Raw genomic sequence first — 15,041 nt, forward strand, 5'->3', positions numbered from 1 at the left:
TTGTTTCTTTGCCGACTGCACACCCTGACACCTAAGCCGGCGATCAGCGCAAAAAAAAGGGCGCACCGCAGCTACGGCCGCCCTCAGTAGGCTCATATCAGCGTTTCACATCGCTGTGTTTCGATTTACCGGGCACGCCGTCGCCACCGCCGTTACCGAAGCCGTTGTTTGCGTGCTTGGTCTTACCGCCACCGTCACCTCCGGTACCGCCGCCATCGCCACCGGTACCGCCCCCGTCACCACCCGTGCTACCACCATCACCACCAGTTCCGCCGCCATCACCACCGGTTGAGCCGCCATCCCCGCCGGTACCGCCTCCGTCACCACCCGTGCTACCACCGTCACCGCCAGTTCCGCCTCCGTCGCCACCGGTTGAGCCGCCGTCACCGCCAGTACCACTATCGCCACCGGTACCACCAGTGCCGCCGTCGCCGGTGGTGGTTCCTCCATCGGCGTGCGCAGTGCCGATCATGAACGGCGCGCTATAGTGCGTCAGCACCGCGAATGCCGTGGACAAAAGCAACACACGAGTCAGTCTCTTCATGGTCGTATCCCCTTGTTAAAGCGCCCCTTCTCCGTACGAGTGCGTCGAATGCGAACTGCCCTGAAAGCACTCAAAGAAACCCTGGACGCGTTACTCCGTTAAAGGTCGGCATCGTCACCGACTTTATTTTAGCAACCGCTTTATAATAAGCAGGAGTTGCACAGTCGGTAAGCGACACATTTTTGGTATGTGTTGCTGCGCGCGGGCGCTCACACCGATCCATTCGGGCTAGGAACTCTTCCATATCGGCCAAACCACGTGGATCGGCAGCGCCTCTGTCTCGCATGGAAAACTGCGAGCGACCGGCCGCTAGGCTTTCGCTTTCTCAATCCCGGGAATCGCACCGATGTGCCCCACAAGAAAATCGACCAGCAGACGGACGCGGGCAATGCCCGCCCGCTCGGGCACGATCAACAGGCTGAGCGGCACCGACGGCAGCGTGTGATCCGGCAGAAGCTCCACGAGCTGGCCGTTCGCCAACAGATCGTCCACAAGCCAACGATGGGCGGGCGCGATGCCACGACCCGCGGCGAGCGCCGCCCGGGCGCCAAGGCCATGATCGATCCGAAAGCGTCCGGAAAACGGCACCTGACGGCTGCGGCCGTCCGGCCCTTCAAGGTTCAGCATGTCGCTGCCGGCGACGTTGGACATGCGGATGCCTTCGTGGATCGAGAGTTCCTGTGGTGAGACAGGGACACCACGTGACGCAAGATAACCGGGCGCGGCGACGAGCACGCGCCGGCTTTCGCCAAGCGCCCGCAGCTTCATCGAGCTGTCGGTGAGCGGCCCGAGACGCAGGGCGATATCGACCCCTTCGCGCACCAGATCGACCCGCTCGTCGGTCAGGCTGAGGTCGACGCCGATGTCGGGGTATTTGTCCTGGAACGCGAAGATCAGCCGGCTGACGTGCAGCACTCCCAAAGCAGCAGTACAGGAGACGCGGATCGTGCCCGCCGCAGCACCACGGGTGCCGCGCGCCTCGTCGCCAGCCTGCTCGACCAATCGCAGGACTTGGATGCAATTGGCGTAGTAGCGACTGCCTTCGTCGGTCAGCGTGACGCGCCGGGTGGTGCGGCTGAGCAAGGGTACGCCTATCGCCTCCTCCAACTCGCGCAGCTGCCGCGTCACGGTAGACTGGCCGATGCCAAGCTCACGCGCAACGGCCGAAAGGCTTCCGCGCTCGGCGACGCGGACGAAGGTGCGCATGCGCTCAAGCGTCACATCCGATCTATCCATTTTTCGGCATATTCATATCCATTACAGACACCTACCGCATAGATGAAACGGGGTCTACTTAAAGTGTCAGTTCATCACTGAAGGACACCCGACCATGAACGTTTTGCTTGTGTATGCGCACCCCGAGCCGCGCTCCCTCAACGGCGCTCTGCGCGATGTCGCCGTCAGGGCGCTTGAGGCCGAAGGCCATGAGGTCCGGGTTACCGACCTCTATGCCGAGGGATGGAAGTCCGAGATCGACCGTGCAGATTTCCCGGCGCTTGACCCGGATGCGCGGTTCAAACCGAGCCGTGCCTCGAAAGAGGCTTTTGCGACCGATAGCCTCACCGCCGACGTCAGGGCCGAGCAGGAAAAGCTGCTTTGGGCCGACGCCCTGATCCTGCAGTTTCCGCTGTGGTGGTATTCGATGCCGGCGATCCTCAAAGGTTGGGTCGATCGCGTCTATGCCTATGGCTTTGCCTACGGCGTCGGCGAACACAGCGACAAATACTGGGGCAAGCGCTTCGGCGAAGGCACGCTTGCGGGAAAGCGGGCCATGCTGATCGTAACGACCGGCGGATGGGAGGAACACTACTCCTCGCGCGGGGTCAACGGGCCGATTGACGACCTGTTGTTTCCGATCAATCACGGCGTGCTCTATTATCCCGGCTACGACGTGCTGCCGCCCTTTGTCGCCTACCGGGTCGACGGTCTCGACGAAGCGGGTTTCGAGGCGACGGCCGATCGTCTGAGGCAAAGGATGCGCACGCTTTCGACCACCGCGCCCATTCCCTATCGCCGGCAGAATGGCGGCGACTACGTGATCCCGACGCTTCAGCTTCGGCCGGAGGTGGGCGCACCGGATGCCCGCGGCTTTGCGCTTCACCTCGATGCCGCACAATAACGGGGATGCGCCCTTGATTGATGGTTGCGCTGCTAGCGCACGAGCTTCGCGGCCGGCCGGCGGGCGTGCTCCGCCTGCGCCGGCTGCTGATAGCTGAGCGCCGCGGTCATGACTTCGGCCGCGGCAAGCGCCGCAATGACGGCCGGACGTTTGTCCTTCACGGTCGTGCCGCCGATCGGGCAGATCAGCCGGTCGAAGAGATCCGGCCGGCCGCTTTCGCGCGACAGCCAGTTCTTGAAGGTGGCGCGCTTGGTTTTCGATCCGATCATGCCGACATAGGACGCGTCGTCGCGACGAAGGGCCTCCGCGGCGATCAGGAAATCCAAAGCGTGGTCATGCGTCAGGATCACGAAGGCGCTGCCGGGCGGTGCATCGCGGACGACCGCTTCCGGCATCGCCGTCAGGCAGGTTTCGATGCCGGGAATGTCTGCGACGGCGGAAAGCTCGTCTTCGCGGGTGTCGACAAGCACGGTTCGCACCGGCACCAGCGACAGGGCAAGCGCCAGTGCATCGCCGACATGGCCGGCGCCGAAGACATAGACATGCGGCCGGCTGGCGATTTCCAGGTCGCTGCGTTCAATCAGCATGGCGGCTTTCTCCCGATCGATGCGCGTGAAGGCGAGCGCAACGCGCCCGCCGCAACACTGGCCGATCTCCGGACCGAGCGGGATCGTCATCGCCTGAAGCGCGTCCCCGCGCTTCAGCGCCCGCCGGCCATGGTCGATCGCCATATACTCAAGCTGTCCGCCGCCGATCGTCCCGAAGAGGCCCTCGGGCGCGACGAGCATCCAGGCGTCGGTGTCGCGCGGCGTCGAACCCGCCGCACCGCTGACTTCCACCAGTACGCAGTCCGGCTCCCGTCGGAGAAAGTCCCTGATATCCTCGCGGCTTGCCACCATGACAACCTGCCCCTGTTACCCTTTCTGCCGTGCGGCTGCCCTCAGCCGCTCGATTGCCATCAGCACCCGCTCCGGCGTTGCCGGCGCATCGAGCCGCGGCGCAATACGATACTCCGCAACGCTCGCCGCCGCCATCGACAGGGCTTCAAGGACGGAGATACCGAGCATGAACGGCGGTTCGCCGACCGCCTTCGAGCGGCGGATCGTTTCCTCGCGGTTGACCGACCATTCGGCAAGGCGGGTATTGAAGATGCGAGGACGGTCTGAGGCAAGCGGGATCTTGTAGGTCGAGGGCGCATGCGTGCGCAACCGGCCCTTGACATCCCACCAAAGCTCTTCCGTCGTCAGCCAGCCCATGCCCTGGACGAAGGCGCCTTCCACCTGTCCAAGGTCCAGCGCCGGGTTCAACGACCGGCCGACGTCGTGCAGGATGTCGGTGCGGTCGACCTGGTATTCGCCGGTCAAGGTGTCGACGCTGACTTCGGAGCACGATGCGCCGTAAGCGTAGTAGAAGAACGGCCGTCCCCGGCCCTCCGAACGGTTCCAGTGGATCTTCGGCGTCTTGTAGAAACCGGCCGCCGAAAGCTGAATGCGGGCGCCATAGGCGATCTTGATGAACTCGTTGAAGCTCATGCGCTCGGCACCGATGCGCACCGTGTTCGGCTCGAAGGCGATATCGGTTTCGGCGACGTTCCAGCGCTCGGCGGCAAATTTGACGAGCCGCGCCTTGATCTGCTGGGCGGCGTTGGCGGCCGCCATGCCGTTGAGGTCGGAGCCGGACGAGGCGGCCGTCGCCGAGGTGTTCGGCACCTTGCCGGTCGTCGTCGCCGTTACCTTGATCCGGTCAAGGTTGACCTGGAACTCGTCGGCGACCACCTGGGCGACCTTGGTGTACAGCCCCTGCCCCATCTCGGTGCCGCCATGGTTCAGATGGATCGACCCATCCGTATAGACATGCACCAGAGCACCGGCCTGGTTGTATTCGGTCTTGGTGAAGGAGATGCCGAACTTCACCGGTGTCAGCGCGATGCCGCGCTTGACGATGTTGCTCTCGCGGTTGAACGCGATCACCGCTTCGCGCCGCCTGGCGTAATCGGCCGAGGTCTCCAGTTCCTCGATGATCCGGCCGATGATGTTGTCTTCCACGGTCTGGTGGTAGGGCGTGAGGTTACGCCCCTCGCCGCCGTAAAAGTTCAGCTTTCGGATCTCGAGCGGATCCTTGCCGACGGCATAGGCGATATCCTCGATCATGCGCTCGCCGCCGACCATCCCTTGCGGGCCACCGAAGCCGCGGAATGCGGTGTTGGACACGGTGTTGGTCTTGAGCGGTCGCGAACGCAGCCGGACGTTCGGATAGAAGTAGCAATTGTCGGCGTGGAACAGCGCGCGGTCGGTGACCGGACCCGAAAGGTCGGCCGAGTAGCCACAGCGCGCCGAAAACACGGCGTCCACCGCCTCGATGCGACCGTCGTCGTCAAAGCCGAGCTTGTAGTCGACGTGGAAGTCGTGGCGCTTGCCGGTCGCGCTCATGTCGTCGTCGCGGTCGGGCCGCACCTTGACCGGGCAGCGGTACTTCTTGGCCGCGACAGCGGCGACGGCCGCAAAGATGTTGGCCTGGGTCTCCTTGCCACCGAAGCCACCACCCATGCGGCGCACGTTGACGGTCACCGCATTCGACGGCACACCGAGCACGGTCGCGACCATGTGCTGCGTTTCTGCCGGATGCTGGGTCGAGGAATAGACAAGCACCTCGTCGTCTTCGCCGGGGATGGCGAACGAGATCTGGCCTTCCAGATAGAAGTGATCCTGGCCGCCGATGCGCATCTCGCCCTGAAGAATGTTCTTCGACTTGGCAAAGCCCGCGTCGATATCGCCGCGCTCGAGCTTGAGCGGATCGATCACCAGCGGATAGTTGGCGGCCGCAGCCTCGAGCACGTCGGTCACATGCGGCAGGTCGCGATAGTCGATCTTGACCTTGGCCGCGGCCCGGCGCGCTGCTTCGCGCGATGTGGCGATGACGGCGAAGATCGGCTGGCCGTGGAACTCCACCTTGTCGGTGACGAAGATCGGCTCGTCGTGCTTGTGGGCAGGGCTGATGTCGTTTTCGCCGGGAACATCGGCGGCCGTCAGCACGCCGATGACGCCTTCGCTGCTTTTCACCGCTTCGAAGTCGATCGACAGGATATCGGCATGCGCGCGCTGCGACAGGCCGAGATAGCCGTGCAGCGTTCCCTGGGGTTCCGGGATATCGTCGATGTATTCGGCCGTACCCGACACATGCTTGTGGCCGGATTCATGCCGTTCGTTTTCATGCACAGCGCCGCGGATTCGGCCGATGGGTTGCATCACGTTCATGGCTTCCTCCCTTAAACCGCGACAGCAATGGTGCGATCGAGGCGGATCTGGCCGCTCGATTGCGTTTCGAGATAGAAGCGGCGCAGCAGGTTCTTCGCCACCAGCTGGCGGTACTCCGCCGAAGCGCGCCAGTCGGTCAGCGGCGTGAAATCCTGGTCGAAGGCCGCAACCGCGCGCTCGATCGTCTCCTCGTTCCAGTCAGCACCCTTCAGTGCCGCCTCGACATTGGCGGCGCGTTTCGGGGTGGCCGCCATGCCGCCGAAGGCGATCACGGCGTCTGCCACCCGGCCGGCTTCGAAGGTGATGGTGAAGCCGCCGCAGACGGCGGTGATGTCCTCGTCGAGGCGCTTCGTCACCTTGTAGACGGCGACGCGGGCTTTGTCGGAAACGAAGGGGATGCGAACGCTTTCGACGAACTCTCCGGGCTCGCGGTCCTGCTTGCCGTAGGCGATGAAGAAGTCCTCGAGCACGACGTCGCGGCGGCGAGCGCCCTTGCGCAACGTGATTGAGGCGCCAAGCGCAATCAGCGCCGGCGGCGTGTCACCGATTGGCGAGCCGTTGGCGATGTTGCCACCGACAGTGCCCATGTTGCGGACCTGCTGGCCGCCGATGCGGTCCCAGAGTTCGGTCAGCTGCGGGAAATGCTCGACGATCACAGGATAGGCTTCGGCATAGCTGACGCCGGCGCCAAGCACCACGCCGTCGGTCTCAACCGTGATGCGCCGCAACTCCTCGAGATGGGTCAGGTGAATGACCGGGGAAATGTCGCGCATGAACTTCGTCACCCAGAGCCCGACGTCGGTCGAGCCGGCAACGATCGTCGCCTTCGGGTTGGCTTCGAGCACGGCGGCGAAATCGTCGACCGAGCCAGGCAGAATGAAGCGCTCGGTCTCCGAGCCGATTTCCACCCGGCGGCCATCCTGGAGGGCCGCCAGTTCGCCAGCGATACGCTCACGCTCGACAACCAGCGGGTCCTTGCCGACATCGCCAATCGTCGAGATCGCCTCGGCCGCGCGAATGATCGCTACATAGCCGGTGCAGCGACACAGATTGCCCTGCAGCGCCTTCTCGATTTCGGCGATCGACGGCTTGGCGTTTTCCATCCAGAGGCCATAGAGCGACATCACGAAGCCCGGCGTGCAGAACCCACATTGCGAGGCGTGCGTATCGACCATCGCCTGCTGCACCGGATGGAGCGGACCGGCAGGCTGCGCGAGACTGTCCACCGTCACGATATGACAGCCGTCGAGCGAGCCGACAAAGCGGATGCAGGCGTTGACGGACTCGTATTTCAGCTTGCCGTCGAGCAGGCGGCCGACGAGCACCGTGCAGGCGCCGCAGTCACCCTCGGCGCAGCCCTCCTTGGTGCCCTTCAGATTGCGGTCGATGCGCAGGAAATCGAGAAGGGTCTGAACAGGCGATACGTCGGCGAGCTCGACCAAACGATGGTTGAGAATGAAGCGGATTGTGTTGCGGATCTGGATAGTCATCACATCAGCTCCCGCGGTAAGTGGAGTAGCCAAAGGGCGAAAGCAGCAAGGGCACATGGTAGTGCGCGCCCGCGTTTTCGATGCCGAAGCGGATCGGGATCACGTCAAGGAACGGGTTGTCTCCCCGTTTGCCTTTGCCGCCGAGATAGTCCCCGGCATGAAAATGCAGTTCGTAGGTGCCCGTCTGCATCGCTTCGCCGCTGAGAAGCGGTTCGTCGCAACGACCGTCGTCGTTGGTACGGACGGACTTGATGTGCGTCTGGCGCTCGCCATCGATCCGGTAGAGCTCGATGCGCAGGCTCTCGGCCGGTTTTCCGCTTGCCGTATCCAGCACGTGCGTCGTCAGACGGCCGGCGTTTCCACCATGAGATTGCATGTAGTTCGCTCCTCCCGAAGTCAGCTTTCCACCTCGCAGTATTCCGGCATTTGGGCATCACCGGTAGCGAGCCGATCATTCGAGACTTTCAAATTTTTTGGGGGGAATGGCTCGAAACAAATGCCGCTACGAATTGGATGCAGAGACGAAAATGTCTGGAGGAGCTGCTTTCATGAGATACCCCCGCGATCTTCACGGCCACGGCCCGAACTTCAAGATCACATGGCCCGGCGGCGCGCGGATCGCCGTGCAATTCGTCATCAACTACGAGGAAGGCGGCGAGAACTGCGTGCTGCACGGCGACGCGGCCTCCGAAGCATTTCTGTCGGAAATCGTCGGTGCGCAGGCCTGGCAGGGCCAGCGCCACTGGAACATGGAATCGATCTACGAATACGGCGCTCGGGCCGGGTTCTGGCGCCTGCACCGCATGTTCACCGAACGCGGCGTACCGGCGACGGTCTATGGCGTTGCCACCGCGCTGAAGCGCTCGCCCGAACAGGTCGCCGCCATGCAGGATGCCGGCTGGGAAATCGCCTCGCACGGCCTGAAATGGATCGAGCACAAGGACTTCTCGCCCGAACGCGAGCGCCAGGAGATCGCTGAAGCGATCCGCCTGCACACGGTCGTCACCGGCGAGCGCCCGCGCGGCTGGTACACCGGTCGCTGCTCCGACAACACGCTCGATCTCGTGACGGAGGCCGGCGGCTTCGACTATGTGTCGGACGCCTATGCGGACGACCTGCCCTACTGGCATGAGCATGCCGGCCGCCACCAGCTGGTGATCCCCTATACGCTCGACAGCAACGACATGCGCTTTGCGACGCCGCAAGGCTTCAACAGCGGTGACCAGTTCTTCAGCTACCTGAAGGACAGCTTCGACGTGCTCTATGCCGAAGGCACCGCCGGCGCGCCGAAGATGCTGAGCATCGGGCTACACTGCCGCCTCGTCGGGCGCCCGGGCCGCGCCGCGGCACTCGCCCGTTTCCTCGACTATGTGCAGAGCCACGAGAAGGTCTGGCTTGCAAAACGCGTCGACATCGCGCGCTACTGGGCCGAGGCCTATCCGTACAAGGCCTGGAACGATCGCCCGTCGCAGCTTTCGGAAGAAGAGTTCGTTGCCCGCTTCGGCGGCGTCTTCGAACATTCGAAGTGGATCGCCAAGCGCGCCTTCCAGGGCGAACTCTCGCGTGCCAACGATACGGCGATCGGCCTTGCAGCCGCCCTTTCCGTCGTCTTCCGCGAAGCGTCGGCCGAAGAGCGGCTTGCTGTTCTCATCGCCCACCCGGATCTCGCCGGTAAACTCGCCCAGGCAAAGCGTCTCACGGAAAGCTCGACCAACGAACAGGCCGGCGCCGGCCTCGATGCGCTGACCGACGCCGAGCGCGAGCGCTTCACCGCGCTCAACGCGGCCTATGTCGACACGTTCAAGTTCCCGTTCATCATGGCGGTGAAGGGACGCACCAAGGACGAGATCCTCGCCGCCTTCGAAAGCCGGATCGGCAACGATCGCGAGACGGAGTTCGAAACCGCGTGCAGGCAGGTGGAACGCATCGCCTATCTGCGCCTCAAGGACATACTGCCGAGCTGAGGACCTCGCGATGACGACCGACGGCGTGAGCCTGCCCGAATTCGCGCTGAACGCGATCAACCTTGCCTCCGCCGGCCTCGGCGCGCGGCCGGTCTTTGCGACAGACGAATTCTTCGCACCGCTCGAGCGCATGCTTGAGGACTCAGCCCCGGTCTATCATCCCGGTGTCTACGACGAGAACGGCAAGTGGATGGACGGCTGGGAGACGCGCCGTCGCCGGGGTCCGGGCAACGACCATGCGATCGTTGCGCTGGCCGCGAACGGCCGCATCCGCGGCTTCGAGGTCGATACGGCCCATTTCACCGGCAATTATCCGACCGCCTGCGGCATTGACGCCTGTCTGGCGCCAGATGGCCCGGACGAGCGGACGGTGTGGACGGAACTGGTCTGTGCGCGACCGCTCGGGCCGAATGGCCGGCATTTTTTCGAAGCTCGCTCCGATGGGGTGTGGAGCCATGTGCGGCTGCGCATCTATCCCGATGGCGGTGTCGCGCGCCTCAGGGTCTACGGGACGCCGGTGCTCGACCGGGCGGCTGCCGAGGCAGAGATCGATCTTGCCTCGTCGCTCGTCGGCGGGCGCATCATCGCCTACTCGAACGGCCACTACGGCCACCAACGCCTGCTTGCGCCCGGGCGCGGCATCAATATGGGCGACGGCTGGGAAACGCGCAGGCGGCGAGAGCCTGGCAACGACTGGATCGTCGTCAAGCTTGCAGCCCGGGGCGAGATCGGGCGGATCGTCGTCGATACTGCGCATTTCAAAGGCAACTTCCCGGATGCTTGTTCGTTGCAGGCGGCCGATCTCGGGGAAACGGCCTGCGAGCTCGCGTCCGCGATCACCGCATCCTCGATGTTCTGGCAGGAAGTCCTGCCGGCGCAGAAGCTTTCAGCCGACAGCGTCCACACTTACGGAACAGACGCCATGCTGCGCCGCGGCCCGGTGAGCCACGTGCGCTTCAACATCTACCCCGACGGCGGCGTCAGCCGGCTGCGCATCTTCGGGCGTATTGCAAAGGCCGGCACATCGTAAGTCATCTCACTGTGGGAGGTGATTGAACCAACCGCGGTTGCGGATGGAAGGCCGATTCACGCCCCTTCCCGCCGTTTCCGATATTTCATCAACATTGGACGGAGGAGCGTCACATGAAAGAGATCGTCATTCAACCGTTGACCCGGGAGGCCTTTGCGCCGTTCGGCGACGTGATTGAAACCGACAATGCCCACAACTTCCCGATCAACGGCGGCAAGGCAACCCGCTATCATGATCTCGCCAAGATCGACACGACGGGCGAAAAGGCCCGGCCGATGATCAGCCTCGTGCGCGGCGTACCTTATCCGCTACCGCTGAAACTGACCATGGTCGAACGCCATCCGCTCGGCAGCCAGGCCTTCATTCCCTTGAGCGACAACCCGTTTCTGATCGTCGTTTCCAAGGAGACCGAAGAAGGACCGAGTGAACCGATCGCCTTCAGGACCACGCCCGGCCAGGGCGTCAACATCGCCCGCAACGTCTGGCACGGCATCCTGACGCCGCTCGACGACGTCTCGGATTTCGCCGTTGTCGACCGCGGCGGCGAGGGTGTGAACCTCGAGGAACACTTCTTCACGGAACCGTTCCTGATCGTGTGAGAAGACGCATGACCCGGTCGTCCGGTCGGGTTCATCGGTGCGCCAGGGCCTCGCTGGCCGCCGAAAATCGGATGATGCAACTGCGGTGTCAGTAGCCGCCATCGCGCTTGAATTTGGTCGGCGTGTATCCCGTCAGCCGCCGGAAATCGCGCGAGAAATGATAGGGGTCCGGATAGCCGCATTCGGCAGCAACCGCCGAGACCTTGGCGTCGGGACCGATCAGCAGGCGTTTTGCCTGGTTGATGCGCTCGTGCCGCAGCCAGTCCATCGGCGTCGTACCCACCAGATCGCGAAAGCGCCGAAAGAACTGCGAAGGGCTGAGCCGCGCCCGCGTGGCGAGGTCGTCGATCGTCCATGACCGGCTGAGATCGTCGCGCATGGCCTTCAGGACCGCGAGCAAGCGGTCTTCGCCATGCCCACCGTCAACCGGTTCCGAACCCGTCAGCCGCGGCGCGACCAGATCGGCGATGAGGCCGGCGATCGCCGCACTCGCCAGCGCATCGGTCGCAGGCAAACGTTCAGACAGAAATCCGATCACGGCCTCAAAGGCGGCACGCACCGCGCCTTGATCCCTCGGCACGAACAGTGGCTGCTGCTGGACGCCGAGAAACTGATAAAGGGCGTTGAGGCCATGGCCCTCGATCCCCATCCAGAGATAGCGCCAGCTATCGCTGTCCTGAGCGCAGCTGTGGGCGTAGGCCTGCGCGGTATCCAGCCAGACGACACTGTCGGCTTCCGCCAGAAAGCGCTGGTCACGCAGCTCGATCAATCCACAGCCGCCGGTCGTGTAGACGAAGACGTGCTGGTGGAAGCGTTTGCGGATCGGTGCTTCCTGCGGCCATGCCGTCCGGCTTCCGGCAACCAGCGCCAGATAGGGGAAGGCGTCGGCGAATTTCGCCGGCGTATGGAAGTGAAGCTCTTCTTTCAGGCTCTGCATCTGCTTTTCCTGACAGGCGATGCGAGTTTTGTCCATCATCTTGCGATCGGCCACTATTCCTCAACGCGAGCCCGTGACGCTATCATGCAGCTTTATGCACGGAGTGTACCCATGACCGAAGCCGCGCCGAACGGCGATGCAGCCAATTTCGTCTTCGCGCCGCTGTCGCGGGAATTTGCCCGCAATCCTTACCCGACCTATCAGACGCTGCGGGAGACCGAAGGTCTGCACTATTTCGCGGATTTCGACATATGGCTCGCTTCGCGCTTCGAGGACGTGTCGGCCATCGTCATGGACAAGCGCATGGTGCGCTCGCTTGAAGATATCGCGACCGTCGAGGAGCTTGCGAAACTCCAGCGGGATGCCAATTGGCATGACATGCCGCATCACCAGCGCTTCGTGCAGTTCAGCCTGCTCGACAGCGACGGCGCGGTACACGACCGGCTCCGCAAGCAGGTGTTCAAGCTGTTCACGCCGGCGATGATCGCCAAGCTGCGTGACCAGATCCAGGCCTATGTCGACCGGCTGATCGACAGCCTTGCCGATCGCGGTGAGATCGACTTCGTCGACGATCTCGCCGCCCACGTGCCGGGACATATCATCGGCCGCCTGCTCGGCGTGCCGGACGAGGACTGTCCGCAGCTTCGTATCTGGTCGGAAAACATCGTTCAATTCTTCGACGTCGACCGCTCTGACGCGCGCAAGGAGCTTGCCGAGCGTAACACCACCGAGTTCTACGAATATCTGACGGCGCTGAAGGCCGAGCGCGAGCGGGCGCCGAAGGACGATCTCATCTCGGTGCTGATCGAGGCGGAGCGTTCGGGCGCGATGAACTTCGACGAATTCATCTCGACCTGCATGCTGATCCTGATGGCCGGCCACGGCTCGACGATCGACGTACTCGGCAGCGGCATGCATGCGCTCTTACGTTTTCCCGACCAGATGGCTAGGTTGCGCGCAGAGCCCGGCCTGATCCAGACCGGCGTGCAGGAGATGTTCCGCTTCGAATCTCCGCTTCCGTTCTTCCATCGCCATTGCGTCGAGGATGTCGAAATCGGCGGCCGCCGTTTCGAGCGCGGCACCAAGTTCGGCCTGCTCTACGGTGCCGCCAACCGCGATCCCAAACAGTTCGAAAACGCAAATACGTTCGACATCGGCCGCACGCCCAACCGGCACCTCGCCTTCGGCGGCGGCGTACACTTCTGTCTCGGCAATCACCTGGCGCGCCTGGACATGGACATCATCTTCAGCACGCTGCTTCGCCGCTTCCCGACGATCGAACTGGTCGACCGGGAGCCCCAGTACAAGCGCGGACTGTCCGTGCGCGGACCCAAGCGCCTGAACATCGCCATTCGGCCGGCCTGACCGCAGCAAACCGACATACCAGGAGAATACCCATGCCCAAAATCGTCTTCATCGGTGCGGACGGCACGTCGAAGGAAATCCAGGCGGAAATCGGCCAGTCGCTGATGTCGGCCGCCGTGCAGAACGGCATCGACGCCATCGCCGCCGAATGCGGCGGCTCGTGCGCCTGTGGCACCTGCCACTGTTACATCGACGGCGCTTGGAGCGACCGTTTGCCGGCCCCCGAATTCCAGGAACAGGACATGATCGAGTGCGTCGTCAACCCGGATGAGCGCAGCCGGCTAAGCTGTCAGATCACGGTCTCGGCGGAGCTGGACGGCCTGGTCGTGCATCTGCCAGCCGGGCAGTACTGAGACGAAACGGAAAAAAGGCCGGGGCAACTGTTACGTTGCTCCGGCCAGCACTTACGGGGAAGTCCTGATGGCCGAGGCAGAAATGCCCCGGCCAATTTCGCTTACTCGGCAAAGAACGCGAAGCGCACGATAAAGAGCGCGGCGACGAGCTGGGTGGCCGGATGGATGACGCTCCACTTGCCGGTGAAGACCTTCAAGACCACGTAGCTCACGAAGCCGAAGGCGAGGCCGTTGGCAATCGAGTAGGTGAAGGGCATGGCAAGTGCTGTGAGTGCTGCCGGAGCCGCTTCGGTCAGGTCGTCCCAGTCGACTTCGGTCAGTTCGCGCATCATCAGGCCGGCGACGTAGAGCAGAGCCGGCGCCGTCGCATAGGACGGGACGGCGGCTGCGAGCGGCGAGAAGAACAATGCGGCCAGGAACAGCACGCAGACGGTGAGTGCGGTCAGGCCCGTGCGGCCGCCTGCCTGGACGCCCGAGGCGCTTTCGACATAGGCGGTGGTGCTGCTGGTGCCGATCAGCGAGCCGGCGACGATCGCGGTGCTGTCGGCGAGAAGCGCGCGACCGAGACGGTTTGGCTTGCCTTCTTCGACGAGCTTGGCGCGCTTGGCGACACCGATCAGCGTCCCGGTGGCGTCGAAGACTTCGACAAGCACGAAGACGAGGATGACGTGCAACAGGCCGCCATGCAGTGCGCCCATGATGTCGAGCTGCAGGAAGGTCGGCGCAATGCTCGGCGGCGCCGAGACGATGCCCTTGAATTCGCTGACGCCGAGGATCATCGACAGGACGGTGACGACCAGAATGCCGATGAGGATCGAACCGCGAACCTTCAGTGCATCGAGCACGGCAATCACGAAGAAGCCGAGGATCGCGAGCAGCGGACCGGTCTGCTTGAGGTCGCCAAGACCGACGAGCGTTGCCGGATTGTCGACGACGATGCCGGCGTTCTTCAAGGCGATGATGCCGAGGAAGAGGCCGATACCGGTGGCAATCGCACTTCTCAGCGAATGCGGAATGCCCGCAATCAGCCAGCTTCGGACCCCTGTCACGGTCAGGATCAGGAAGATCACGCCCGAGATGAAGACCGCGCCCAGCGCCTGCTGCCAGGTGAAGCCGAGGGCTGCGACGACGGTAAAGGCGAAGAAGGCGTTGAGGCCCATGCCCGGCGCCATGCCGATCGGCCAGTTGGCGACGAGCGCCATGACGGCCGAGCCGAGGGCCGCGGCGATACAGGTTGCGACGAAGACGGCATCCCTATCCATGCCCGTGCTCGACAGGATGTCGGGGTTGACGAAGATGATGTAGGACATCGTCAGGAATGTCGTGATACCGGCGATCACCTCGGTGCGCGCCGTCGTCTGATGCTCTTTCAGCTTGAATAGTCGT

General features: G+C 63.5%; 14 protein-coding genes. 6 read left to right on the forward strand and 8 right to left on the reverse strand.

The window, feature by feature from the left end; translation table 11 throughout:
* Positions 1–97: 97 nt before the first annotated feature.
* Both VGO12_RS17195 and VGO12_RS17200 read right to left on the reverse strand, forming a co-directional pair.
* A complete protein-coding gene (locus VGO12_RS17195; RefSeq protein WP_327513960.1) occupies positions 98–526 on the reverse strand; it encodes a hypothetical protein in 429 nt (142 codons plus the stop codon).
* A gap of 327 nt (positions 527–853) precedes the next feature.
* The gene (locus tag VGO12_RS17200; RefSeq protein ID WP_327513961.1) at positions 854–1,780 is read right to left on the reverse strand and encodes a LysR family transcriptional regulator; all 927 of its coding nucleotides are present in this window, start codon (positions 1,778–1,780) and stop codon (positions 854–856) included.
* A gap of 94 nt (positions 1,781–1,874) precedes the next feature.
* Here VGO12_RS17200 and VGO12_RS17205 point away from each other — a divergent pair, with 94 nt between their 5' ends.
* Positions 1,875–2,663, forward strand: a complete 789-nt coding sequence (locus tag VGO12_RS17205; protein ID WP_327513962.1) for an NAD(P)H-dependent oxidoreductase — start codon at positions 1,875–1,877, stop codon at positions 2,661–2,663.
* A 32-nt stretch (positions 2,664–2,695) separates the two neighbouring features.
* On the opposite strand, the gene xdhC is transcribed toward VGO12_RS17205, so the two are convergent.
* Genes xdhC through uraH form a run of 4 tightly spaced genes read right to left on the reverse strand, consistent with a single transcriptional unit; the run spans position 2,696 to position 7,783 of the window.
* Positions 2,696–3,559: a xanthine dehydrogenase accessory protein XdhC gene (xdhC, locus tag VGO12_RS17210; protein WP_327513974.1), complete on the reverse strand. Its 864-nt coding sequence runs from the start codon at positions 3,557–3,559 to the stop codon at positions 2,696–2,698.
* Positions 3,560–3,577: 18 nt separating this feature from the next.
* Positions 3,578–5,917, reverse strand: coding sequence for a xanthine dehydrogenase molybdopterin binding subunit (xdhB, locus tag VGO12_RS17215; RefSeq protein WP_327513963.1), 2,340 nt, complete (start codon positions 5,915–5,917; stop codon positions 3,578–3,580).
* A gap of 11 nt (positions 5,918–5,928) precedes the next feature.
* Positions 5,929–7,407: a xanthine dehydrogenase small subunit gene (xdhA, locus tag VGO12_RS17220; RefSeq protein WP_327513964.1), complete on the reverse strand. Its 1,479-nt coding sequence runs from the start codon at positions 7,405–7,407 to the stop codon at positions 5,929–5,931.
* A 4-nt stretch (positions 7,408–7,411) separates the two neighbouring features.
* A complete protein-coding gene (gene uraH, locus VGO12_RS17225; RefSeq protein WP_327513965.1) occupies positions 7,412–7,783 on the reverse strand; it encodes a hydroxyisourate hydrolase in 372 nt (123 codons plus the stop codon).
* Between the two features lie 172 nt (positions 7,784–7,955).
* Between uraH and puuE the strand changes: the two genes are divergently transcribed.
* From puuE to VGO12_RS17240, 3 genes are all read left to right on the forward strand, one after another.
* On the forward strand, positions 7,956–9,371 hold the full coding sequence (gene puuE, locus VGO12_RS17230) for an allantoinase PuuE (RefSeq protein WP_327513966.1): 1,416 nt from the start codon (positions 7,956–7,958) through the stop codon (positions 9,369–9,371).
* Positions 9,372–9,381: 10 nt separating this feature from the next.
* Complete coding sequence (alc, locus tag VGO12_RS17235) at positions 9,382–10,401, forward strand: allantoicase (protein WP_327513967.1); 1,020 nt, start codon at positions 9,382–9,384, stop codon at positions 10,399–10,401.
* 113 nt (positions 10,402–10,514) lie between these two features.
* On the forward strand, positions 10,515–11,000 hold the full coding sequence (locus tag VGO12_RS17240) for an ureidoglycolate lyase (protein WP_327513968.1): 486 nt from the start codon (positions 10,515–10,517) through the stop codon (positions 10,998–11,000).
* A gap of 88 nt (positions 11,001–11,088) precedes the next feature.
* Here the strand turns inward: VGO12_RS17240 and VGO12_RS17245 are convergent, their stop codons facing one another.
* Positions 11,089–11,937 (reverse strand): AraC family transcriptional regulator, encoded by an 849-nt coding sequence (locus VGO12_RS17245; RefSeq protein ID WP_327513969.1) that lies wholly within the window; start codon positions 11,935–11,937, stop codon positions 11,089–11,091.
* A 111-nt stretch (positions 11,938–12,048) separates the two neighbouring features.
* On the opposite strand from VGO12_RS17245, the gene VGO12_RS17250 reads away from it, so the two are divergent.
* Together VGO12_RS17250 and VGO12_RS17255 are read left to right on the forward strand one after the other, a co-directional pair.
* Positions 12,049–13,302, forward strand: coding sequence for a cytochrome P450 (locus VGO12_RS17250; RefSeq protein WP_327513970.1), 1,254 nt, complete (start codon positions 12,049–12,051; stop codon positions 13,300–13,302).
* Positions 13,303–13,334: 32 nt separating this feature from the next.
* Positions 13,335–13,655 carry a 2Fe-2S iron-sulfur cluster-binding protein gene (locus VGO12_RS17255; protein WP_327513971.1) on the forward strand — a complete coding sequence of 107 codons (321 nt, stop codon included), beginning with the start codon at positions 13,335–13,337 and terminating at the stop codon, positions 13,653–13,655.
* A gap of 101 nt (positions 13,656–13,756) precedes the next feature.
* On the opposite strand, the gene VGO12_RS17260 is transcribed toward VGO12_RS17255, so the two are convergent.
* Positions 13,757–15,041 (reverse strand): NCS2 family permease (locus VGO12_RS17260; RefSeq protein ID WP_327513972.1); only part of this gene is annotated, 1,285 nt, incomplete at its 5' end.

Source organism: Ensifer sp. (genome assembly GCF_035999135.1).
Taxonomy (GTDB): domain Bacteria; phylum Pseudomonadota; class Alphaproteobacteria; order Rhizobiales; family Rhizobiaceae; genus Ensifer.

Excerpts from the sequence above, each read along its gene's own strand:
- VGO12_RS17200 (WP_327513961.1), bottom strand. The coding sequence starts at position 1,780 with ATGGATAGATCGGATGTGACGCTTGAGCGCATGCGCACCTTCGTCCGC.
- VGO12_RS17205 (WP_327513962.1), top strand. The coding sequence starts at position 1,875 with ATGAACGTTTTGCTTGTGTATGCGCACCCCGAGCCGCGCTCCCTCAAC.
- xdhB (WP_327513963.1), bottom strand. The coding sequence starts at position 5,917 with ATGAACGTGATGCAACCCATCGGCCGAATCCGCGGCGCTGTGCATGAA.
- xdhA (WP_327513964.1), bottom strand. The coding sequence starts at position 7,407 with ATGACTATCCAGATCCGCAACACAATCCGCTTCATTCTCAACCATCGT.
- uraH (WP_327513965.1), bottom strand. The coding sequence starts at position 7,783 with ATGCAATCTCATGGTGGAAACGCCGGCCGTCTGACGACGCACGTGCTG.
- puuE (WP_327513966.1), top strand. The coding sequence starts at position 7,956 with ATGAGATACCCCCGCGATCTTCACGGCCACGGCCCGAACTTCAAGATC.
- alc (WP_327513967.1), top strand. The coding sequence starts at position 9,382 with ATGACGACCGACGGCGTGAGCCTGCCCGAATTCGCGCTGAACGCGATC.
- VGO12_RS17240 (WP_327513968.1), top strand. The coding sequence starts at position 10,515 with ATGAAAGAGATCGTCATTCAACCGTTGACCCGGGAGGCCTTTGCGCCG.
- VGO12_RS17245 (WP_327513969.1), bottom strand. The coding sequence starts at position 11,937 with ATGCAGAGCCTGAAAGAAGAGCTTCACTTCCATACGCCGGCGAAATTC.
- VGO12_RS17250 (WP_327513970.1), top strand. The coding sequence starts at position 12,049 with ATGACCGAAGCCGCGCCGAACGGCGATGCAGCCAATTTCGTCTTCGCG.
- VGO12_RS17255 (WP_327513971.1), top strand. The coding sequence starts at position 13,335 with ATGCCCAAAATCGTCTTCATCGGTGCGGACGGCACGTCGAAGGAAATC.